At 43.3% G+C, this 23,835-nt stretch carries 20 protein-coding genes; 4 read left to right on the forward strand and 16 right to left on the reverse strand.

Annotation, left to right across the window (positions count from 1 at the left end):
* Positions 1 to 30: 30 nt before the first annotated feature.
* Together BLS14_RS07355 and BLS14_RS07360 are read right to left on the reverse strand one after the other, a co-directional pair.
* Positions 31 to 411, reverse strand: a complete 381-nt coding sequence (locus BLS14_RS07355; protein ID WP_090950595.1) for a hypothetical protein — start codon at positions 409 to 411, stop codon at positions 31 to 33.
* Positions 412 to 843: 432 nt separating this feature from the next.
* Positions 844 to 1,878 (reverse strand): glycosyl hydrolase family 18 protein, encoded by a 1,035-nt coding sequence (locus tag BLS14_RS07360; RefSeq protein WP_090950601.1) that lies wholly within the window; start codon positions 1,876 to 1,878, stop codon positions 844 to 846.
* 352 nt (positions 1,879 to 2,230) lie between these two features.
* On the opposite strand from BLS14_RS07360, the gene BLS14_RS07365 reads away from it, so the two are divergent.
* The gene (locus BLS14_RS07365) at positions 2,231 to 3,268 is read left to right on the forward strand and encodes a hypothetical protein (RefSeq protein ID WP_090950605.1); all 1,038 of its coding nucleotides are present in this window, start codon (positions 2,231 to 2,233) and stop codon (positions 3,266 to 3,268) included.
* A 139-nt stretch (positions 3,269 to 3,407) separates the two neighbouring features.
* Here BLS14_RS07365 and BLS14_RS07370 read toward each other — a convergent pair whose 3' ends face one another.
* The 11 genes from BLS14_RS07370 to BLS14_RS33530 form a co-directional block, all read right to left on the reverse strand.
* Complete coding sequence (locus BLS14_RS07370; protein WP_090950609.1) at positions 3,408 to 4,715, reverse strand: 6-phospho-beta-glucosidase; 1,308 nt, start codon at positions 4,713 to 4,715, stop codon at positions 3,408 to 3,410.
* Positions 4,700 to 5,692, reverse strand: coding sequence for an N-acetylglucosamine kinase (locus BLS14_RS07375; RefSeq protein WP_090950616.1), 993 nt, complete (start codon positions 5,690 to 5,692; stop codon positions 4,700 to 4,702). The genes BLS14_RS07370 and BLS14_RS07375 overlap by 16 nt, the downstream gene beginning before the upstream one ends.
* A gap of 113 nt (positions 5,693 to 5,805) precedes the next feature.
* Positions 5,806 to 7,449 (reverse strand): extracellular solute-binding protein, encoded by a 1,644-nt coding sequence (locus tag BLS14_RS07380; RefSeq protein ID WP_063563723.1) that lies wholly within the window; start codon positions 7,447 to 7,449, stop codon positions 5,806 to 5,808.
* A 72-nt stretch (positions 7,450 to 7,521) separates the two neighbouring features.
* Positions 7,522 to 8,415 carry a carbohydrate ABC transporter permease gene (locus tag BLS14_RS07385; RefSeq protein ID WP_063563722.1) on the reverse strand — a complete coding sequence of 298 codons (894 nt, stop codon included), beginning with the start codon at positions 8,413 to 8,415 and terminating at the stop codon, positions 7,522 to 7,524.
* A 22-nt stretch (positions 8,416 to 8,437) separates the two neighbouring features.
* Positions 8,438 to 9,391, reverse strand: coding sequence for an ABC transporter permease (locus tag BLS14_RS07390; RefSeq protein WP_072733090.1), 954 nt, complete (start codon positions 9,389 to 9,391; stop codon positions 8,438 to 8,440).
* Between the two features lie 133 nt (positions 9,392 to 9,524).
* Positions 9,525 to 10,355: an AraC family transcriptional regulator gene (locus BLS14_RS07395; protein WP_256336256.1), complete on the reverse strand. Its 831-nt coding sequence runs from the start codon at positions 10,353 to 10,355 to the stop codon at positions 9,525 to 9,527.
* A 326-nt stretch (positions 10,356 to 10,681) separates the two neighbouring features.
* On the reverse strand, positions 10,682 to 11,452 hold the full coding sequence (locus BLS14_RS07400) for a beta-glucanase (RefSeq protein WP_063563719.1): 771 nt from the start codon (positions 11,450 to 11,452) through the stop codon (positions 10,682 to 10,684).
* Positions 11,453 to 11,980: 528 nt separating this feature from the next.
* On the reverse strand, positions 11,981 to 12,871 hold the full coding sequence (locus BLS14_RS07405; RefSeq protein ID WP_063563962.1) for a GNAT family N-acetyltransferase: 891 nt from the start codon (positions 12,869 to 12,871) through the stop codon (positions 11,981 to 11,983).
* Between the two features lie 168 nt (positions 12,872 to 13,039).
* On the reverse strand, positions 13,040 to 13,924 hold the full coding sequence (locus tag BLS14_RS07410; RefSeq protein ID WP_090950623.1) for an AraC family transcriptional regulator: 885 nt from the start codon (positions 13,922 to 13,924) through the stop codon (positions 13,040 to 13,042).
* A gap of 275 nt (positions 13,925 to 14,199) precedes the next feature.
* On the reverse strand, positions 14,200 to 14,535 hold the full coding sequence (locus BLS14_RS07415; RefSeq protein WP_090950624.1) for a hypothetical protein: 336 nt from the start codon (positions 14,533 to 14,535) through the stop codon (positions 14,200 to 14,202).
* Between the two features lie 152 nt (positions 14,536 to 14,687).
* Entirely contained in the window at positions 14,688 to 14,843 is a 156-nt protein-coding gene (locus BLS14_RS33530; RefSeq protein ID WP_371121622.1) for a TetR-like C-terminal domain-containing protein, read from the reverse strand.
* Between BLS14_RS33530 and BLS14_RS33535 the strand changes: the two genes are divergently transcribed.
* Together BLS14_RS33535 and BLS14_RS33070 are read left to right on the forward strand one after the other, a co-directional pair.
* Positions 14,792 to 14,986, forward strand: coding sequence for a carboxylesterase family protein (locus BLS14_RS33535; RefSeq protein ID WP_371121481.1), 195 nt, complete (start codon positions 14,792 to 14,794; stop codon positions 14,984 to 14,986). The genes BLS14_RS33530 and BLS14_RS33535 overlap by 52 nt on opposite strands.
* Positions 14,895 to 15,083 carry a carboxylesterase family protein gene (locus BLS14_RS33070; RefSeq protein ID WP_371121483.1) on the forward strand — a complete coding sequence of 63 codons (189 nt, stop codon included), beginning with the start codon at positions 14,895 to 14,897 and terminating at the stop codon, positions 15,081 to 15,083. The genes BLS14_RS33535 and BLS14_RS33070 overlap by 92 nt, the downstream gene beginning before the upstream one ends.
* 267 nt (positions 15,084 to 15,350) lie before the next feature.
* Here BLS14_RS33070 and BLS14_RS07425 read toward each other — a convergent pair whose 3' ends face one another.
* Complete coding sequence (locus tag BLS14_RS07425; protein WP_063563716.1) at positions 15,351 to 15,914, reverse strand: class I SAM-dependent methyltransferase; 564 nt, start codon at positions 15,912 to 15,914, stop codon at positions 15,351 to 15,353.
* Positions 15,915 to 16,594: 680 nt separating this feature from the next.
* Between BLS14_RS07425 and BLS14_RS07430 the strand changes: the two genes are divergently transcribed.
* Complete coding sequence (locus tag BLS14_RS07430; RefSeq protein WP_063563715.1) at positions 16,595 to 17,080, forward strand: hypothetical protein; 486 nt, start codon at positions 16,595 to 16,597, stop codon at positions 17,078 to 17,080.
* Between the two features lie 274 nt (positions 17,081 to 17,354).
* Here the strand turns inward: BLS14_RS07430 and BLS14_RS07435 are convergent, their stop codons facing one another.
* Positions 17,355 to 18,227, reverse strand: a complete 873-nt coding sequence (locus BLS14_RS07435; protein WP_090950630.1) for an AraC family transcriptional regulator — start codon at positions 18,225 to 18,227, stop codon at positions 17,355 to 17,357.
* Positions 18,228 to 18,640: 413 nt separating this feature from the next.
* Positions 18,641 to 23,671, reverse strand: a complete 5,031-nt coding sequence (locus BLS14_RS07440) for a golvesin C-terminal-like domain-containing protein (RefSeq protein WP_176854427.1) — start codon at positions 23,669 to 23,671, stop codon at positions 18,641 to 18,643.
* Between the last annotated feature and the right edge of the window lie 164 nt (positions 23,672 to 23,835).

Below are 23,835 nucleotides of genomic sequence, written 5' to 3' on the forward strand. Positions count from 1 at the left end.
TGTACATTTTGTACATTGACATAAAGTTCCCTAACTTTCTCTGATCATAGCATATTTAACGACGTTCCATTGCCCTTGCTGGTAAGCAAGTATCATGTCTAAAGAGATTGATCCCTCGTTTGCACGATACTTACTAACCTCAATAGTCATCTCATCTGGGCTGATCGATTGCTTCTGTTTTTCAATGGTTAGAAGAATGCCTTTAAGCATCGTTTTCCCCTGCTCATATAACTTTTGCTCTATTAATTGTTCATAGTTGTAGTTATAAATCTTGATGTTATATTCTTTTTGTAAGTATTCTTCAATAACTTGTTTATCAGAACTTTTCAAAATAACTCCCTCTTCCCAAACCAGAGAAATGTACTCCATATCGGCATTAAGAGCTGTATCATTTGAAATCACTTCATCCAACGCTACGCGATAAGGTCCAGTAAGATCCTCCTGTGAAGCTGAACTAGTCAAACTGCTGGAGCAAGCTGTTGTTAGAATAATCAGCATAATGTTGAGAATAAAATATAAATATTTTACTTTTATTATAATCATCCCCTTTAAAGTACTTACTTAAATGAACGCAATACAACTATATAATGTTGCCATACAATGGAAAAACGTTCTTTTCCCTCGACTTTCCCCTCTGAACACAGTCTGTTAAACGTGTATAAAACATCGTTGTTAGCCTTATGAATATCACAACATACGTTGGTTTAATTCACTTTAATTGTTTTAAATACTGCTCCATTAATTGATTTATAAAAAAAATAGATTTTGATTCTTGCGAATATGCAAGAATCAAAATCTATTCCTCTATTAGCTTAGATGATCAATACTAACTCACCTTATACTTTACTCTTTCAATCCAGCTGATATGGCTTCCCAGAACCCTGAATCTTCTGTTCCCATAGACCAGATGGAGATGCCCGCGAGATTATACTTTATTGTTAAATGAGTTTTTTCCTGGATACTTGCTGCATTTTCGTACCAAACCACATGATTTGAACCATCATCTGCCTGATAGCGGAGAGATATTGAAGACGAAGACTCATCCCATTCTGGTTTAGCGCCTGTTGAAGCAATCAAAGCAGGGATATCTTTTAAACCTATAATATCTCCATTCTTCTTCGTTTCATTCCAATTATATCCATAAGCTGGCACTCCAATAATTACTTTTTGAAGAGGAATTTCAGATATAGTGTACTGAATGGCAGCCTCCATCCAATCTTTACCTGCTACTGGTCCAGAAGGTCCCCATGGACCATTCTGGTCATAAGTCATAACTTGAATATAATCAGCATGCTTGCCTAATTCCTTGTAATCGAAGGCACCTGACCAGCTATTAGTAGGATCATTTTCAAACTCAGCTGGAACCGATACCATTGTGAGATATCCCTTAGGTCGTAACGTTTGAGAAATCTCTCCAATAAAACTACTGAAAGCTTTACGATCCTTAGCCTCAATATTCTCAAAGTCGATATTAATACCTTTATATTGATTCGTTTTAACTAGGTTAAGAATACTCTTGATAGCCTCTTTCCTTACTTTCGAATCGCCTACAATTTTGTGAGCTAGTGCCGCATTGAAGTAATCTCCTTGCCAATTGGAAACCGCTGCAAACGTTTCGATATTTTTCTTATTAGCAAAAGAAATAGCTTCCTTGGGGGCAGAACCAACAATTTTACCCTTCGAGTCGAATGTAAATGAATCTGTGGAAACTTGAGTGAGGTAAGAATAATTAGTAATAAGAGAGTCATAAGCATTTTCATCTTGAGCATAGTATCCCAAAACTATTTTGGAGTTGGAACCCGCTGAAACATAACTCGACGATAAAAGAAAACTACTTAATATTGTGCTGATTATGGAGAGATATAAAAGTTTTTTCATTACAATACACACACCTCGTATTTAGTTATTTATTAATTTATCAGTATTTATGAATTGATTAATCTCTGGCATGACGTCATACCCAATTTCCCTAACGAACATTCGTTAAGCCACTGTAGCATAGCGTTTTTTTGAATACAATATATATAGATATAATCTCATATTATTAGTAATTCACTAAGACATTAGGATAGACAAATATAAGTGCCTCCCCATTCCTTGCCATTTTGCACTCAAGAAACTAACATTATTTATTTTAAAATTGTAATGAAATTTACTTTATTTTCTCTTTTGCAACAAATTGATATGTTGCTCCGTTAGAGGTGCTGAATACATCCTAGGAGGAAAACATATGAACACTCGTAACAAAAAAATAGCCTTAACTTTAGCCGCAACGATTATAGCTGGAGGAGCTTTGTCATTTACTAACTTTAACAGTTCCGATGCGGCAGAACTTAATTCAACTAAGGAAATCCACATTCTTCCTATGAAGATTTCAGAGGAACTGAACAATAAACTAAAAAATGTTAAGCTCTCATATCAAATTCCGAGTATCGTTATTTTCAACAAACATCTCAGTGATAAAGAATATAAGGATTTAGAGAAGAAGATTGGTAAGTTCCACATCAAAAATACGTATAGCAACGTTCTTGAAGGATTCTCTGCAAATCTCACAAAAAGACAAATTGAGCTGTTAAATAATGTCTCATTCGTGTCTTTAATTGATTTAGATTCAAAAATTTCATTGGGTAAAGAAATTACCATAACATCAGATTTTGTTAAGAATAGCGACCAATGGTCCGCCGGATTCGCAGATTACCCCAAAAAGGATCGTTCAATCTATAAACTGAATTATTCGTTTAATTCACTACCGAAAGAAATCAATATGAATCAAAGGGGGCTGTACCTGAGTGGTGTTAATCGTAGTGATGATTTATTCATGTTCGTGAAGAAAAAAATAGATAAGACATCTAAATTAAAGCCAAATCAGACCTATCTTGTAACCTTTGATTTTGATATTGCGACTAACGCAGCGAAGGATAGTATGGGTGCTGGTGGTTCTCCAGGAGAGAGTGTGTATGTAAAAGCTGGAGTAACTAAGCAAGAACCCAAATCGATTCTAAATAAGGATTATTTCTATCAAATGAATATTGATAAGGGCCAGCAGTCTCAAGAAGGCAAAGATGCTTTTGTGCTCGGAAATTTATCGAAGAGTACATCTACAGATCAAACATATGAAGTAAAAACGTTCAATAATAAAAACCGACCTTTTCTCGTGAAAACGGATGCGAAGGGAGAATTGTGGATTATCCTTGGCACGGATTCAGCATTTGAAAGCGAAACCAGTATTTATATCACAAGAACTAAAATAACCCTCAAAGAAATTTAGATTTTGAGTAAGGAGCTGTGCTAATGACAGCTCCTTTTATCTTTTTACACTCGCAGACGAAAAGTCTCTTTCTTCTTTTCTTCACTCCGGTTTTCAGTGTTGAGATCGTCCAAACATGATCTCTTTTTATTTAGAATCCTTACCTCCCATGGCAGAACTGCGGCAAATATTTACGGTTCTGCTCCAGCATTTCATTCAGGATCTCTTCTGATATACACACGGAATCGGTTAGCGGATGAGAGCTAAGGGCGAGCAGTGCCTTCTCCCTGCTTCCCGAGACTGCCGCTTCGATGGCCAGACTCTCATAGGTCTTCACCGCTTGAATCAGGCCAACTGCGGCATCCGGTATTCGTGTAATAGGTACCGGAACAGCTCCTTTCTTCGTTACCAGGCAATTCACTTCGATACTGACATCCTGTGGCAAAAAGTCCAGGGTATCGCCGTTCATGACGTTTAGCGTTAGAACCTCTCCGCTATCCGTATGAATCGCCTTCATCAGATTGACAGCCGCCTCGGAATAATAGGCACCTCCACGCTGCTCCAGCTGCTTCGGTTTCTCCACTAGCTCTGGCCGCTTGTAAATCTCAAATAGTTCATCCTCAAGGCGCTTGACCATCTCAGCCCTCGTCTCGCCTATGGCTGCGGCAGCCTGCTGCTCCGCCAACATCTCACGGTGAAGGTAATAATATTTCAGATAATAGGACGGAATAGCGCCAATCGCCCGAATCAGCGTAGCGTTCCAAGCAAGCTGTGGCACGTTACTGGCCGAGTAGCTTCCCCCTGCGTCCAACATCTCCTCCATCTTGGACTCTCCATCAATCTCGATCCGGCTGATCCAGTGCAGATGATTTAACCCGACAAACTCGCAATAGATGCGTTCCTCAGGCACCTGGTAGAGCGCAGACAGCCACTTGTAGGCGGCGATCGGGGAATTGCATAAACCAATGGAGCGGATGCTGGAATGCTTCATGATGGCTTCCGTTACCATTCCGGACGGATTCGTGAAATTAAGTAGCCAGGCGTCAGGACATAATAACTCCATATCCTTGCATATATCCAAGAGTACAGGTATGGTACGAAGAGCCTTCATCATTCCGCCGGCTCCGGTCGTCTCCTGCCCGAGCATTCCATATTTCAACGGGATCGTTTCGTCCCATGCTCTAGCCTCCAGCAATCCTACCCGCATCTGTGTAGATACATAATGGGCATCCCTAAGTCCTTCCTTGCGGTCCAAAGTTAAAGTAATATTAATCGGCAGTCCGCTTCGTTCAACCATTCGCTTCGCCAGCCCGCCAACAATGGTGAGTTTATGAAGGCCTTCCGGAATATCCACTAGCACGATATGCTTAACAGGAAAGCTCTCATAATGACGGATGAAACCTTCGATCAGCTCAGGGGTATAGGAAGAGCTTCCCCCAATAACAGCAACCTTTAATCCAGGGCCCATTTCACATTCCTCTCCTTTACGGCAAGTCCTTTGTGCAATTGGTCATATACAATGGAATCTGGTTTCACTCCGTTCTCATCCATTGCGAGCAGGATGGCACCCGCTGCTGGCTCAAGGTCCAAGATACGCAACCTGCACTTCGGTGCTGCTGTAGTAACCTGAGACTCGATATGCCGAACCACATAATCTCCTTCTCCACGAGTTAGCACGCTCCCGGCCAATACAACATCAAAGGAATCATTGCCCATACCTAGTTTATGAATAACTGCACTGGCGACTTTCCCCAGCTCCAAACCTTGCCTTTCCAATATTTTTCTTGCGACTTCATCCCCAGGCGCAGCCTGAAACAGCAGTTTCGCCAGCGTATGTGGTGCCCTTCTTCCATCGTCCAAAAAACGGTGGTACATCTCTTCCACGGTCTCGAAGGTAAGCGCATTCAACGTAAGCGAGGTCAATGTAGTAGGCTGCTCCCTACCTTCCCATGAACGAATGACTGTCCGAAACACCTCGACGGCCAGATCACCGCCTCCGCCGAAATCGCCGAATTCATAACCGAATCCTCCGATCTGAACCTCCTCGCCTGCAACGTTAACACCATATCCATTCGTCCCGCTTCCGCATATAAGGACAACCCCATCCGTCTGCCTTGTGCCGGCTCTCATGGCAATGACAGTATCGCATACGATACGATGTTTCTTTAAACCCATTGCACCTATTATTGGACGTAAGATGCGGAAATCCGCCTCACGATCGGCTCCCGCAAGCCCGAATGTAGCGTAAGTGATATTCTCTTTGTTAAGCCCCGCCTGTGCATAAGCCTCATCAACGGCCTGGGTTATACTACTTTCTGCAATGGCAGCACCAAGCTGATGATTGCCACAGCCGCTGATTCCCCTGCCTAATATTCGTCCCGTTTCGTCCGCCACGACGGCCAATGTCTTACTACCTCCACCATCTACTCCCAAGTAATAGTTCAAGTATGATCTCTCCTATGTTTCTCGGCTAATGAAGCAGCCAACCAAGACTCTCGTGCGAAAGCTATAGCTTCCCGCAAAAATCTTAACGAAAGGGCTGCTTCCAACCATGACTTTTATTTCGCAGCTGCCATTTTCGCCTTATTCTCCTGCCATCTCGCTGTTTTGTACTTCAACAACTTGTCATAACCGGATTTTTGCGCATCCGCCTCAGCCTTATCCAGAAGCGAAAGCACTTCCTGATCCGAGGTCGTGGAGCTTATCGCTTTAGCTCTAACTTGCTCATAGATCTCAAACACCCGCTGCGCAATAATGCCTTCTTCCGAATCGCTTGCAGGATCCAGATTGGCGAACTCCGTAGTGTTCATCTGCGTCTTCCACGTAATCTCCGATTGCCAATACGTTTCAAAGTTTCGCTTCTCTGGCGGAAGTTTAGACTCGAATTTCATCTTAGAATTGTCCACATAGACTGTGTTACCGTTCCACTGAAAGTTGACGGTTGCGTTCATCAACTCATCACGACCTTTAGCATCGCTTGTGAATTTGTCGGTGAACAACGGCATATCCTCCTCGTCCGTTCCATCCCAATATAATCCTTCTGGCCCCCACATAATCGTACGTTGGCCATCAGGACCTGTGAACCAATCCAAGAAGGCGAAGATGGCCTCTGGATCTTTGGCCGATTTCGTAATGACGCTGACATTCCAGCCTAGCTGTTTATAATCACCCGGGAAAATCTTGTTGCGATCCAACTCCGCTTTGTGTACAGGCCATACCATGATGTAACCAGCATCCGGGTCTTGCGCTTTAAGCAGATTGTTGCCCTTGGAGCCAAACTCGGTGGGACTGGACGCCACATAAATGGCTACTTTGCCGTTGATAACCTTCTGCTCGACCTGCTCCAGCTTCTGTGTGAAGGCATCCTGAGTGACAAGTTTTTCACGGTACAGACGGCTCATATACTGCAGCAGCTCACGATAGACAGGATCCGTGAACAGCGATACGAGTTGATCCCCTTGTGGAACGGCGATCATACTGTTGAATGTATGTGGGCGATTTTCTGCAAACGCAGATACCATGATGTCCACTCCTGCAGCAGTTTGACCAACCTCCAGCGGAACAACATCTGGATACTTTGACTTCACTTGCTTCAAATAGACGTACAGATCCTCTGGTGTTTCCAGGCTCGGCGAGCCGAGTTCCTCGTAAATCTTCTTATTGACGAGATATCCTGCGTTGCCGTTTGGCTGCGTGGTATACCAGTTAGGGAACTGATATAGCTTACCGTCAGGTGAGCGAAGCAATTCGAGCGTAGACTCCCCAGCCCACTTTTTCAGATTGGGGTATTTATTCAGATAATCATCGAACGGGACCAACATCCCCTCAGAACGGAGCTTTTCGACATCCGCTCCACGATCCATCCATATAACATCCGGCAGTTCACCGGCCACGATCATGGTACTGAGCTTGTTCTTGGCGACGCCACCGGAGCTGATCGGCACTACGTCGATCTTTTTATTCTCTTTGATCCACTTCGTCGAAGCATCTTTACCCCAATCCGGCATTGTGTACCAGTCATAATGGCCGTAGAATGAGAATTCCAGCGGTTTCTCTCCCAGTACAAAGGTATCCCCCGAGACTGGGTAATTCTTCTCTTGGCTTGCAGTATTACCTCCTGAACCCGAACATCCCATTAAAGCCATGACAATGATAAGTGTGAGTGACAAGCCAGAGAGAAGGTTCTTTTCCCCTTTTTTCATTATGAGTGCTCCCTTCGCGATTCATCTATGGTCAAAGCGGACGCTTAAAGCCTTGTCCGGGATTTGCTTGAATTACTCCTTCAAAGAACCGATTAATACACCCTTCACAAAATATTTCTGTACGAATGGATAGACGCAGAGGATCGGAATGGTTGCCACCATCATCGTCGACATGGACAACGATTTGGTAGTTACGGTTTTCATCGCGCTCATCCGGCCCTGTGCAGCAGCATCCATGTTCTGCATCTGTTCCATCATGATATTGGCATTAAGTATCTGCTGAAGCTTAGTTTGAATGGGTAGAAGATCCGTGTTAGATATGTAGATACTTGGCGCAAACCAATCATTCCAGTGATACACTGCCGTAAACAGCGACAGCGTAGCAATGACCGGTCCCGATAAAGGAAGTACGATTCGGATGAATACCCCCCAGTTCGAGGAACCGTCGATACGGGCGGACTCCTCAAGCCCGGGCGGGATACCCTTAAAGAACGTCCGGAATATGATCATATTCCACACGCTGATAATGCCTGGTATGACCATAACCCAAAAAGAGTTCATCAGACCCAGCTCCCGAATGAGCAAGTAGTTGGGTATAAGTCCGCCGCTGAAGTACATCGTTATGATACAAGTTACCATATAAAAGTTGCGACCCATCAATTCGCGTTTAGAAATGCCATAAGCTAATATGGCTGTTGCCACAATGGAGAGCAGTGTACCCAGCAACGTTCGGAGCACCGAGATGATGAAACCGTCAATCAGTCGCTCATCCTTAAACACCACATGATAATTTTCAAGCGTGAATTCACGCGGCCAGAATGTAATGCCGCCCTGCATCGTATCTGTCCCGGAGTTAAATGAAATGGCGGCAGCGTTCCAGAACGGATATAACGCAATAAATGTAAACAAAGCCAATGAGACGTAAATTATGCCAACAAACCATCGATCCCCATTCGACAGCCTCATGTGTATCTCTCCCCCTTCTCTCCTACCAAAGGCTGTTCCCCGATCGACGAGCCCAATAGTTGGCTCCGGACAATAACACAACGCTGATGATGGCCTTAAACAGCCCTGCCGCCGTTGCGTAGGAGTATCTGCTGTTCTGAATGCCAATTCGATATACATAGGTGTCCAGCACGTCGCTGACATCTCGCAAAACCGGATTGCCTCCCAGCAGCAATATGTCCTCAAACCCTGCATTTAGGAAATTACCGATAGCCAGAATCGAGAACACAACGATAATTGGCATAATAGACGGAATAGTGATGGAAAAAATCTGCTTCAGACGGCTCGCACCATCAATCGAAGCCGCTTCATACAGCTGGGGATTGATGCCCGCAATTGCCGCCAGATACACAATGGAGGAGAAACCAATCTCCTTCCACACATTCGTTACGGTCAAAATACTCCAAAAGTACTTTGGCTCCGACAGAAAGTTAATCGGCTCATCGATAAGACTCAGCTTCTGCAGCAGTATGTTTAGGCTGCCGTTGTCCGTAGACAAGATGGAGATCACAAAGCCCGATACGATGACCCACGACAAAAAGTGAGGCAAATAGCTGATCGTTTGAACAATTCTTTTGAAAGAATGTTTCCCTACTTCATTGAGCATCACCGCGAGAAGGATGGGGGCAGGAAACCCGATGCACAGTTTAAGCATGCCAATGACGAGAGTATTCCGCATAATGGTCCAAAACTCCGGCGTCCCGAAAAACGCGTCAAAATGTTTGAAGCCTACCCAGGGACTGTTCAGAAACCCTTTGAATAAACTGTAGTCCTGAAACGCCATCAGCACTCCGTACATGGGAATGTAGCTGAAGACCAGGATAAACATCATGGCCGGAAGCACCATAAGTTGAATATCCCATTGCTTCAGAAAGCGGTGCAGGTGACTTTTCTTAACAAGCGGCTTCGTTTTGCTGCTCATCTCCACTTGCGGCATTGGCATCTCCCCTTTTTAATTTAGTGTTAGATTTATTAACATAATTATGAGATGCTTGCCACTTCATTGTATCTCCTGCACCAGTTCATTTCTCTGCTAAAACCAGTAAAATATAGCACTATATTACTGATTTCTAGGGATTTTGCTTTTGTGAAGTCTTTGGCGTCATGCCGATGTGCTTTTTAAACAGCCGATTAAAGTTGGTCAGCGTGCGGAAGCCACATTCCAGAGCAATATCCATTACCTTCATATGGCCTCCCTCCAGCATTGTGACAGCTTGCTCCAGTCGAATATGGATCAGGTACAGCATCGGAGGCATGCCGACCGCGCGTTTGAATATTTCGCTGAACCTTGAAGGACTGAGATAGACAAGAGAGGCCAGCTCCTCCAGCGTCCATGGATGGGCGAAGTTTTGTTCCATAACCATAATCACCTGACGTATTTTCTCATACTGTCTCTCACTGATGAGGTGTTGACTACCGCAAATCCCCTCTATTCGACACTCCCGATTTACTATAGTCAGAAACTGGAGTATAAGCGAATATACAACCGTAGCGTAGGAACGCTGCTCCCTCTCATGCTCCAATTGGAGTTCAAGAAGAAGTGACCGCAGTCTGTCCATGGCCGGATGATCACGGTGGATTAGATTCGTGTAATGTTTGTCTATGTCGCGGAACGGGCTGAATAGCTCCGGATCGAATCGGAGATTATGAATAAACCAGGTCGAATCGAACGTAATGACAGTCATGACAAGATCCTTCGTTTCGTAAGCGCAGTGAAGATCATTCGAATTGATGAGCAGCACATCTCCCTGCTGGAAATCAAATTTTTGACCGTTGATGATGTAGTAGCCCGTGCCGGATTTGATATAATTAATCTCCAGAACATTATGCCAATGAAGCTTTTGATAATGGATAGTCACACCAATCGTGTCGCCGATATAAACTGGATAATTCTTATTCATTTTTACCTTTTCCTTCGGAACCACTTCTTCCCTTATGATAGATGGCATTCATAACTCCCCCCACAACTTTTCTTGTAAGCGCTACCAAATACATATCTTGTAAAAAACTCTATCACCTATATTCCATTGTTGTAAATAAAAAAGCTATCCCAAGAGCCATTACTGACCCGGGACAGCTTTTTAAAAGTAAACTCTGTAGTGCCTTTCAGATACACCTTATCGCTGCTAATTCTTCAGGACTTCAACTTCTGCCATATCGTTCAGAGTTATATTCAGATTATTTCACCTTATTTGTAAGTTTCGTTATAAATTCCATCTTTCGAACGTCAGTTGGCCGGTTTAAATTTGATCCAATCAAAATAGGCCCGTACCGGCATACCTGGGTAATTGAATTTTCCTGTCCATATTTCAGCCGGTCCCGAGCCCGACCACAGATTAACCATAATATAGCCAGGACTGGTCGGAAGTGTTCCACGTGATCCAGTCTCCGTGTGTACCAGTTTACCGTCTACATACCACTTAATGGATGATGGCGACCATTCGAACGCATAATTATGAAAATCGAGCGAGGCATCAAACCCCAGATTGATGATCGTGCTATGCTGGCCTACGCCATTCGTAAAATAATTAGTTTCCATCTTCGTCGTGTCTTTGCCCAAAATTTCAATGTCGATTTCGTCATTGGATGTGCCTGTTCCTTGCCCGGAATACGTGAAGAGGCTTGTGACGAGACCGACTCCTGAAGCCGCTTTTAAACGTGCTTCAACCCGGCCATAGCCATACTTCACATGGGTCGAATATTCAGCGGAAGCATAATTTTTCCCCGAGCAACTTGCGGGACACCCAGTATTGTCAAGTCGCAGAGCCATAATTCCATTCACGAATTCCTGATTAACCGCCTTCCAGCCCACTCCGAAATCTGGACCATTAGCCCATCCATCTGAGGTATAGAACAAATTAGGATTCACGCCGTTTAAAGGTTCGTTAAAAGCAATGTCTGCCGCCGACGCTTGAATGGGCAACAGCATCGCGCATATCAGGCCACTTGCCATTAACACAGCCGACATTTTCTTTCTAAAATCCATTAACTTTTTCATAAACAACACCTCTTCCTTGGAATGTAATTAAGAAAACATAAGCACGAGAAGTTATGCACTTCTGGGATTCCGGAATGAATAATTCCATCCTGAATCAACTTCATACTACATGTAAAAATGTAGTAAATCTCAATCATTTCAATGATTAAACTGCACTATTTAACGGTTTTTCGCATCAGTCCATTAGTTAAAAGGCTACAAACAGCCTATAGTTCCTTCCTGTTACGGTCTTCTTCAGCCTTCTTATCTCTAATCTTAGGCAGCGACCTGCGATACTATTTTGCAAATATTCTCGGAAATCTGTGCATATTGGAGCACTATAGTGACGCTATTGCCAATGAACTGTCCTGTCGGTTAGTTAAACAAGAAGACAGCCGATCGTGATCGGCTGTCTTCTTGTTTTTTTGCTCTATCGTGTCCCGTTTGCTTAATGATGTGTGTTGCTTTATTTCTTGTATCATGTATTCAACGAATGCTAAAAAAATTTGTAAGTCAACATTACTATTATCTATCTGTTTCTCTTTTATCTTAGTTAAGATCCATATTTCGCATCATGAGCACTTGCTCAACATTCGTTGTGAAACCTAATTTTAACAATAGATCGTTCAGAGGTTGATTGGATTTACGCAGGTTAGATGTCCCTCGTCTGCAAACATAGTCTAACGGGGCGAACAGTTCACTGAGTGCAAGCTTATAAATCTCCTCTGCATCTTCCCGCCCTGGAAGGACCTCACATTGATAGAGCGAAATGGTTACCATTTTACCCTCATGATCAAATGTTCGCTTATACAACGCATAGCATACAGGCTCGCTATCTTGTCTAATGATTATAGATTCACCCTCCTTCATGCTAGGCCATTGTGTCTGCCAAGCGGATAAACCTCGATAGAAGTCTAGCGCATATACATCACGGGGCAATCCTTTGGTGATAGAAAAGGGATGCTCAACAGATCGCTTCAATAATTGGGGATCTATTGTACCCGTATGTTGTAAAATCATTAATCGATCCGTAATTTCATACCCCACATACTGATATAGCTTGATCGCACTCTCATTCTGCGTGAGCGCTTCAAGTAACGCAAGTTCCACGCCTTGTTCTCGGTACAACTCTAGATTTCTTAACATGAGCGCTCTGCCAATGCCCTGCCCTCTAAATGCAGGCGCAATACCTGTCCCACCGTTCCATGCCACTTTCTTTCCATCTACGTCACGAAATCCATTCATGACAAACCCTGCAGGTTCACCATCCACATAAATAGCGAGTGAATTCTCCAAGGAAAGTCCTTCGTTAACAACCCTGGTCATCAAAGCATCAATCGTCATGACCATCTGTATAAAATAGCCCTCGAATCCTAGATTCCAAATACGTACATTTTCCTCCATCGATAGCTCACTTAGTTTCCTAAACGTCATTGTCATAAGTACAAACCTCTCTTTTACTTCGTTTAATGTGATCATTTTCGTATTTTCGTCCAACCTATATGCATTCTACTTTAACCGCTCGATAATGAAAAGTAAGGGAGCCATGGTCGAGTCGAACAACTAGACCTTTCCAATTCAAGAGTCACAGATTATAAAGAAATAGAACTAAGATATTTTTCTTACAGCAAACCATAGCTCAACAAAATTCAGACCATCTTTACCTCCAGTAATTTCAAATTCCATTCCGTCTAACTGTTCATATCCTGTAGTAGGAAGCCATTCAGAAAAGAATCGTCTATATAATGTTTCAATGGTTTCATCGAATTTATCCCATGTAAAGGGATCAGATGAAAAGATCGCCCACGTATGTGCTGGTATCGTTATACTTGTATACCCCTCGGCTTTACTTGTTTCATCTTTAAATGCACACAGCATGTATGGGAAAGTATCCTCTCCAGTTTTTTTGTAGCTACAAGCAGCATGTACTTTATGATAATACGGATTCACAAGATCTGGAAGGTCACTGGCATTTGCAGCAAGTCTTTCAACCTCGCCGTTTTCGTGGCTTTGCTTCCATAACTCTGCCGGAGTCTCTATCCCGTTTAATTGAAAAACTTTCTCAATTCCAAATATTTGAAAGGTTTCTTTTGTTTCGATACGATAGTTCATAGGCTCTTCCCCTTTAATTGAAATAAGGAAGGAAAGCCGAGGATAGGCTTTGAGAACAGTCCCTTCTTCACGGGCCATTGCTGGATTAACACCATGCAACGATTGAAAAGCCCTTGCGAATGAAACTGGTGATTCATAACCATACTTTATGGCAATATCAACAACTCTCATATCACTATTCTGCAATTCAATTGCAGCAAGCGTAAGCCGTCTTCTTCTTATGTATTCTGCAAGTGAAACATTTGTAATGAATGAGAACATTCTCTGAAACTGATGTGAAGAACAACAAGCACATTGAGCAATTTCCTTCAATTCGATCTCACCGACTAGATTGATTTCAATATAATCCAATGCCCGATTCATCCTCATAAGCCAATCCATCTGATCCCTCCTCTTAACAAAAGTATAGTTGTACTAGGGTTTCATATCGCAACTTTTTGTGCACAATTAAGTTTCGTATCCGTCGAAAAGTTTATGTCGTTATAAGTCCTCAGAACGTTGAGAGACCTCCAACTAATCTGCACGTTAGATTAATGTATTAGCGGCGGATAAATCTTTGAATACATACCTAATCGTTATAAGCTCACGTACTTGTCCCTCGACTTTAGTTCGAAAGAAGGAAAAATTTGACTCCTTAAAACCAAAAATATCAAAATCTATCCGAAATATTGAAGAATTAACTGGTATATTGCTATAGAAAGCCCTAAAATACTCGCTTTCATCTTAGAAGGATGATTTCTTTCGCTGCGAAACAAGTAAAAGAAAACCACTATAAATCCTAAGGGAATCCATAACTGAAAGACACCTTCTGTTGTAGCACGAGAATAAATGGAAGTAATGAAAGTACTAATTAAAAAGTAAAAGAAAACCGTAAAACGTCTTGTTTCTAATTGCTTGCTCCACCTTATTAAAAAGAAAATAATAATTATTGCGATAATTGTAATGTGTAAAGGGGGTAGAAAAATAGCAGCGTCCCCAAACTTGAATTCCATTCTACATCGTCCTCCTCATCTTTAGTACATCGCCAAATTTGATCAATGCAAATCTTGATCCTATTCAAACTGCATATACTGCTATCTTAAGATAGATTAAGAATTAATTACAGGTTAAAGAAGGCCCCACTACTTTTATTCCGAACTTCAAATTAATCTGTTGAGTTGGACAATAGTAGATGCATGACTATTTCGGCCATATCTTCGGGGGATTCGCGTTGGTTATTCTTAATCCAATGGACCAGCACACCAATCGATGAACCAACATAATGAAAAAATAAGTGAAGACAGCTTATATTTAAATGTATGGTTAGGTGCTACATCAGATCAGGAAAAGCTGCCTGTATTGGTGTACATCCATGGAGGGACATGTAAAAAACGGATCAGGTTCCATGGACTTGTACAACGGCGAAAACATGGCAAAAAAGGGAGTTGTATTCGTAACGATTAATTACCGACTCGGTATTTTCGGTTTTACGTATTGGGTAAATTTCGCCAAGAGTGGCGACCCTAACGATGATACACTACCATTTTTGGGCGCCATATGATGCTAAAACGAACCAGGTTATGACACTCGGAACGAAACTGGGAATGATCAAAATGCCTCGCAGAACATATATGAATTTCTTTGACGATTATGAGAGAAGAATCTACAAATACACCCTGTATGATCAATTCGATAAGCTTTCAACTCCTCTGTTATTTCCGGATACAACCAAGTTTCTTGTCTTGTCTCAGAATAAGAACTTAATATTATGTAGCAAAAAGGACGGCTTCGCCGTCCCTTATGGGAACTATAATTGAAAGCAGATTCACTAGTAACCCTTCTTCTGTGCAATAATGATATAGACGGGTTGGTTAGCAACTTGTGTTGGTGGATGAATCGTATCAATAACTGTAAAACCTGCCTTAACGATTTCTTCCTCCATCTCCTTCGATGAAACCCTTGGAGCATTAGTCATCTCCGTCTTCTCTAATTCAATGCACAAAAAGATCCCTTTGTCTTTTAAAACTCTGTGGATTTCATCCAACACCAATGAAAGAGGTTGAACCTCGTGTAACGAGATTGAAGCAACAGCTTTTTCGAATCTATCGTTCTCTAATGGCATTTCTTTAAAGTTTGCAGCGGTGGTCTCAATATTGGTTATCCCTTTTTCCTTAGCTTTTAGCTCTAGATACTGTAAAATATCAATATCGTAATCAAACGCAACTACCTTTTTCACATATTTAGCAAAAGAAAAGCTTATATAACCTGTACCAGCTCCAAGATCTAATAGTTCGTCCTCTTTATTAAGCTGTATAAACTTAAATAACTCCTCTGCTGGGAACCTCTCAATATTCTCCAAGTGCTCAATTTTTCTTTGTAGTTTTGGATTCATTTTTATACTCCTTGTATAATCGTATTTGTAAAAATATTTTGTTTTTTTCCAGCTGACGTCGAGGTAGATCCCAGTCTTGCCTGTTGAACTAAGGGATCAACAAGTTCTGCTTAGGAGATTTTCTATAGGCTTTTTAGTTCATATATTATTCTAACCACCGAAATTACCTCTCTGAGCACATTAAAGATATTCATTATCCATAATAACTATAATGTACAAAATAAGATTTGTAAATAACAATGTTTAACACACCAACCCCCTAATTTCCTACACTTGACCTAACCCGATATTTCATAAAAATTGGCAGAATCCTCCATCTATCACCAACGATCCAAGCTGGCATGAAACATGGAGTAAGGTGCTTGCTATCGTTCTCCTCAGTCTTGTAAGTCTGTTGGGTACTCGACCATGAAGCCTAATAGCCCGTCGCTCCAATCTCGACGAAAACGTAAAAAGAAGTATCGTTTTTCGAGCATCTTTCATTATTTTATCCTCATATCGCCTTGTCGCCAGAAGCTCTGCTAAAGTTAATGAATCGCGATCTCCTCATTCAGAGAACAGGCCGTTTGCGTATGACAGTCTCTTGGCAGGCGAATTTTATTCAATTTTTATCCATAAAAGAAAAATATATGATATATTTGATAAGTCACTTAAAACATATCAGGAAAAGAGGATGTTCTATGAAAAAAGTCTTTTTATCATGTATTGCCATGCTCTTGTTTTTGATTTCATTTTCCCCTGTGACTTCCGCCGCCAGTGGAGATCGTCTGATTTATGACACGATGTATAACGTCGCCGGTGGCGGGTTAGTGTCAAACAATATCAGGTTTTCGTTTCAATTTGATAATTATGGTGATGCGCAGATCTGGGACGTCAAGGCACGCAAGATGATATGGAACAGCAAAACCAAGGACACAAGAATACATAAACTCCAGATTAATTATTTCAGCGGGAAGTTGGTTATATCAGATCCGCAAAACACACCTTATTGGACGTCGGATAACCTAGCATGGTCTAAGACATATTATGGAGCAGACAATGTGCCAGCCAATCTTAGAGGCAATGTGCTGATCATGCAAAATGACGGCAATCTGGTACTGTACAACAATGAAAATCCGGCCTTGGGCTGGTATCCTGTCTGGGCTTCCGATACAGGTGGACATTAAACACCATAACAGTACCTTGCAAATGGATACACGCACTCATCTGCAATCATTATGTAATGTAATCTGACACTCATTAAACAGTTGTTGTACACCAAAAGATCTCTTCAATAACGAAGAGATCTTTTGGTGTTTCACATATAACCGACATTTGCAACTCAAAAATTCAATAATTCTCGCTTGCTCACTACATAGGAATACAAATTGAGGATGGGACTCTTCTTTATCCGCGATTTAAATCTATTGCGCCACCCCACACTTATGAAGATAAACAGCTTTATCTCTTCTGTATTGGTATCCATATCTCGCTTCTGTATTGCAAAGAAGTAACATCCTTGTGCTCATTCCACAGGATTTCCGGTCCTTCGCTCAGCTCATAATCTGAAGAAGGAAACCACTCGGAATAGATTCTTCCCCAGATATCCTGAAGCGTACCGGGAAAAGGACCAACGACAGTAAACACTGCCCATGTCGAGGAAGGCACTTCCAGTTGTGCCAAACCCTCAGGAGCCTTTTGGGTCGTAGCTGCACCGATATAATAATCTAGTTCCCCCTTTTCCTCCATCCGTTCCTCACTAAAATGAGCCGAAGCACTAATTAGCCCAAGCGGCTGAACATTGGATATCCTCTTAATCGTCTCAATTAATTCCGGCGTAAGACGTTGATACATCGCAGCAATGTCCGGGTTTACCCCGTTGAACACGATCGGCACCCTTTTACTGATACCCACAATCCGAAAGGCGTCTTTGTCTTCAATACGGTAGTTCATTTCGCTTCCTCCTTGAATGGTCAATTGGAATGTCATTCGAGGGAAGGCCTTGAGTGATGGACCATGATTTTTCGCTTCCGAGGGCGTAACCCCATGCATGCTCTGAAAAGCTCTAGCGAAGGAATCCGGAGAAGTATATCCATATTTGAGGGCAACATCTATGACTTTACTGTCATTCCGGCTTAGTTCCAGAGCTGCCAGCGTCAAGCGCCGACGTCGGATATACTCTGACAAAGTAATGCCGCTTAGAAAGGAAAACATACGTGTAAAATGGTATTGCGAGCAGCAGGCGATTCGTGCTACCTCTTTCATCTCCACAGAATCCGTTAGATTCTCCTCAATATAGCTCAAGCCCTCATTCAATCGTGCTAGTGCATTCATGATCTTTCCCTCCCTCGTTGATCTAAGCATATCAGAGCCTTTCTTCTCGTATCCGACATTCCCTGCACCATTTTGCAGGCCTTGCTACTTTCATAATTTCATAACCAGCCTCATTAAACGCCTCTCCCGCTCTTGTCCACAACGTCAATTTGATGGCCCATGGCAAACCTGTATTAATTTACGTCTACTTGTTATTAGATAATATATTAAATTACTAATGGTGTCTTTTTAAAGCATTTGCTAAAAGGAGCGACTTCAATGGGAACATGTTCTTGTCCCCGACCAAAAAAGCCGAATGGATTGTTCTCATCCACTCAGCTTTTAGGGTAATTTCACAATAATTTGTATAGCATCACCTCAATAACTCACAAGTACAACTAACTGCATCATGTAAGCCTGTCGCAACACCGCTATTATTCAGAAAGTATTGGTTCACCACCTGGCGCCTCATTTGCAAGCAGCTCTGAACCATCGGAATGCCGTTCGAACATAACTGCGTCAACCCTCGTATAGATCATATCGGCAGGAAGCGTTGGCGGGTCTACGGTTGTAGGAGTAACCCTGGTTAACCGGACATACTCGCTACTGTCACCCGTAAAGTCGAACGTTCCTAAATTAACCCAACCCGATGAGCCGGCCGTTGCATCGATATAGGTGACCTCAGTACCCGTCTTATGCTTCACTTCCACTTTGACATTATTATCGTTTCCCGTCGTATGGACGAGCTTGTAGATCGAGACTGTATATTTCCCCTCTGGAAACTGGCCTTTCCACGTTGCAGATGATCCTTGAACTGTAGAGTAACGGGACTTAACCCCAATTTTGTATCCGGCTAAATTGCTTTGACTCCAAGACCCTTCTGTCGTGTATAACCCAGTTGTATTTGTACTGTCCACGATAACCGTTAAGTCCTTGATCGTGATGTTCAAAGATGGTGTGGTTATGGTCACTCCGTCAATCGTGACAGTAGCCCATACCTCAATGTGATCCGTGTCCCCATCGAGATTAAGAAGGGTCAACACCCCACTGCTATCCACTTCGGCCAGATCCGTACGATCAACGAAATACTGCACATCGGCCTGTGTTAAATCACCGATCAAACCGTTATCCAAATAGCCGGTTACGCTCAGCTGTGCGGTTTGAGTCATCTGCAGCTCGTTCCGATCAGACAGGATCACAGCAGACTCCAATTGCGGTACCCTGTTCGGGTCCACCCACATGATCGCATCGGCAATGACCCTGGACTTGTTGGCTTTATTGGTTAGTTCCACGTACCCACTATCGCCTGCAGCAAAAGGATAATCCCCTAGGTGCACCCAAGTACCATTCGCCGCTGTCTCATCAACAGTAACCGTCTCGGAGCCCCCGCTATAATAAACAGTAAAAGAAGCATTCGTTGCCCAATTTTCACTCGCAGCGGTGATTTGCGGAATCTTGTAATACACACTGTAAGTGACACTTTCCGGCAGCTCAGGCCGCCATCTCATTTTGCTTGTCGCGTTGCCGGCCGTAGATTTGGCATACACATAGTTATCATAGTAATAGTTGTCAGCCGTCGTATCCCTTATCCAGACGCCTTCTGTCTCCGCCTCCGTATTATCCACAATGATAGATGAACTCTCCTGCCCATCGGGTTGGACTGGAGTTTCCGTTACCTCATCAGGCAGATAGAGTGTCCGCTTACGGGTCTGTTTCCCCTCCGATTCCACGTAATACGTGAAAGTTTGGGATAAATCATTCACCCGTATCGACCATTCCATTGGGTATATCGTATCTGGGATGGTCGTGTACGTGGCCCCTCCATCCAAGGAATAATGAATGGTCGCGGGTTTCGTCGTTTTGGCCTGCACATAAGCATCATAGACCGTTTCGTCGGGTTTAACCATCAGCATGCCTTTAACCGCATCAATTGGACTATGGGTATCAAAGAAATAACTTGCATCCGATGGTTCAGCCGTTCTAACCTGATGCAGCGGCACATCAATGTTAAGTCCTTCTACAATGATCGCGGTGATTCCCTTACCTGAAACCGTGGCTTGAATGATTCCGCCACTCATAACTGCTTGCTCTGGTGTACCATTGTCGCGGATGATCGTTACAGTATAATCCTGTGTCGGGTTGAATCCAATGATTTGTTCATTCAATTCGATCGGAGTCTGAACTTCATCTGACGATGCATTACTTAGCCCGATGTAGAATTTATCCCCGCTTTCACCCGTTATCCAATTCAATTGAGGATGGTTGGTCTTAATAATCCCCTTGGGCATCCAAAGCCAAACGTCGGAATTACCATAAAATTGACCTGGTTTATTACCATAGAGGTGATATTTGAACCATAAAAAATTCGTTTCAAATACGGAAGGAAATGTAATGCTCCCGTTCGATTTCAATGATTGTTCGCTGATCAAATAATCCATCGTTTGTCCTAGCTGCCCCGGAATATGGTGATAATAGATGGATGTAGCCCCGCTTGGGCCTTCCAGAGGAAAGTCCGGTTCAAGTTGGCTAACGGCGAAGCCTTTATAGTAATAACCTGGATAACTGGAATATCGACCAATAACCGCATTATGAGCAATATCCTGCAGCAGTTTATCCCCTGTATAGAGCGACAATCTCAGCATGAATGGAGCTTCCTGAGCATTCATCCGATAATAGCCGGTTGTACTTCCTGCTTCAAACGTCAATCCGCTCGGTGAAACAAGCCAACGATCCGCTTGAACGCCTCCGGCTATATCTTCTGGAAGCTTGAGCCTAGGATATTGAAATTTACCACTTTCCGGCCAATGGAACGACTCCGCGTAATTATACGTCTCAGGCTGAGGAATCGTAACGTTACCTTCAGGAACTGGACGAGCAACGAACATGGTTGCATACCGTTTGGCTTCCTTATAAGCGGCATTCAAGTATTTGGGATCCTGAGTTTCCTCATATAGCTCCAAGATCTCCATCCACAGCTTGCTATAATAATAAATGAACTCATTTTTACTCACATCCACGGTTGCAGGCGTATCGATATATTGCAAGATATAACTATCGGCTGCATCCTTGGCAGCCTGCAAATACTGCGCCTCTCCTGTCATTCGATACATCATCAGGGGTTGAATGACAGGCCCCCGGTCTTTCTGGTCCGGGTCTCGCATGAGGTACTCTTCCTGTGCCAGCGCCCCAATTCCTGCCGAAGTGCCCATCATCTGATTGACGGCGGCTACGCTTGAAACATCGAACGGCAGAGTAGCCATTTTCCATAAGGAAGGCACACCGTATACTTTCTTCTGCGTCGGCGACCAACCGATACCATTTCGCGATACGCCATACTGGACGGACGGCAGTGCTCTCGTATCGTAAAGCTGGTCATCCCCAGTCAAATAGTAAGCCCCCAAAAGAACCGCATTCGAGCTTGTTCGGACGCTGTCCTCGTTTTCGATATCAATAAAGCCCTTGGCACGGCTCCACCACCCGCTGGGTGACGGGACATAATTAACAGAGTCGTCCCCTTGCGGCTCAATCTTAAGTAAATCGATCATATTGAACATCGCGTCAGTTAGCGACTGATCTGACACATTTTCGCGGTATGCTGAATAACCGTACTCATTGCGAAGAATATCCGCGTAGGATTCATACAGATTGCTTTTTTGAGCGATTAGCCCCATATGAAATTGATAAGTGCTCTCTGCGGTCATTTGCGAATAAGTTCCTAATTGAGGCGCATACAAGATTGGCTGCACGCTGCCTTCGTTGTTGACCAGACTCATGCCAAGCCGTTGTTTCGTAACGCCTCCCGTCGGTTCAAATTCAACCGGAAGCTCTGCCGAAGGTACAAATACACCATACGTTAATGGATTTCCCGAACCATCATTTTTCTCAACCAGGCTCATCGGAGCGCTCAGCTCTCTCAAGCTTGTTGATTCCACTGTACCTACCATTTTGGCATGTGACCTGAATCCATTTAACACTTCATTGATGCCCGAGACTGCTTCTGTTGTGAAGGACTGATATCCAATCACATAATTGCCGTCGCGACGAGGCGTAAAGGCGAAAGAAACATCTGGTTTTTCCCCTGCCATGGACCAGTTCACTTCAAAATCGTAATCACTGCCATGCGTAGAATCGGTTAACACCGCCGTGTGGTTATCGGGAAAATGGACCCCATCGAATGTAATCCAGCGTTTGTTCATCGTATCGTAGTAATTGGTTCGGCTGCCCGCATTCCCATCCAATAAAACCCATTGCTCCTCAAGTCTTTCCGATACGTTATTGATTGGCGTCCAGTTTCCCGTGTCCGTGTTCTTATAGAACATGTCACGAACGATGGATTTCCCCCCATCCCATGCTGCCTCATAGAAGGTCGCCTTATAGTTAGCATTTTCGATGCTGCCTTTTTCCGTATAACTGAGATTCGCTAATGTGCGGCTCCGCAGCGGGGGCAAGGGTGGTGCTTGCTGCCGGATATTTCCTTCGAACTTGACTGCATCGGCCCGAGTAATAATCGTACCCGTCGTAGGTTGCGTTCGAGTCAGCCTGACAAATTCGCTATCATCACCACTAAACTCATACTCCCCCAGATCCACCCATCCAACCGATGGACCTGACGAAGGTCTAAGATCCATAAACTTAACATCCGTAATCCCGTTATGAACAATCTCAATCTTCACATTACTATCTGCTTTATCCGCCCAATCCAGCTTATAGAACGATATTTTCGCCGTCCCTGCTTCCAAGCGCGGATTCCATGTGATAGTTCTACCTACAGCATCCGTATATTTGGAACTGGAATTATTGTATCCCTTTACTCCTGCGCTTGTGGTCCAATATGGAGCGGAGAACCCGTTATTGACGTTGCCTGAATCAACAGTGACGACATTATCAATTGTGAGGCTTCCATCATCAATGATGATCGTCTTGTGTGGTTCTTTCTGCCTTATATTCCCTTCGAACTTTACCGCATCCGCACGCGTAAGGATCGTATTCGTGGTGCCGGTAGACCGGGTCAATTTAACGAATTCTTCACCAACTCCGGAAAAATAGTACTCTCCCAAATCAACCCAACCAGCTGGAGCGCCAGATGAGGGTCTTAAATCCATAAAGACTACATCCGTCGTTCCATTATGAACAATTTCGATTTTCACATTGCTATCAGCCTTATCTGCCCAATCCAGCTTATAGAAAGATATTTTCGCCGTTCCTGCTTCCAAGCGTGGGTTCCATGTTATCGTTCTGCCCGCTGTACTCGTATATTGGGTGCTGGAAAGATCATACCCCTTCACCCCTGTGCTTGTGGTCCAATTTGGAGCCGAATATCCATTGTTCTCGTTACCCGCATCAGGTGTCACAACATCATTAATCTTAATGCTCCCGTCATCGATGATAATGGTCTGATAAGGTAAGGTCTCCGCATAAGCGGCCCTTATTCCGATCAGGCTGGAAGGAACTACTATCGTCAACATGAAAACGATGAAGAAAAACAGCTTCCTTTTGACCATACAACTCACAGCCTCTCCTATTAATGATAACGCTTCCGAAAAGTAATACCCCTTTAATCAAATGATCGTAAAAAAGCAATTAACCTTAACATTCTGGCTAATCCCGCTCTGTCGTTTCTATCTTAGCA

Source organism: Paenibacillus sp. OK060 (genome assembly GCF_900101205.1).
GTDB classification, from domain to species: domain Bacteria; phylum Bacillota; class Bacilli; order Paenibacillales; family Paenibacillaceae; genus Paenibacillus; species Paenibacillus marchantiae.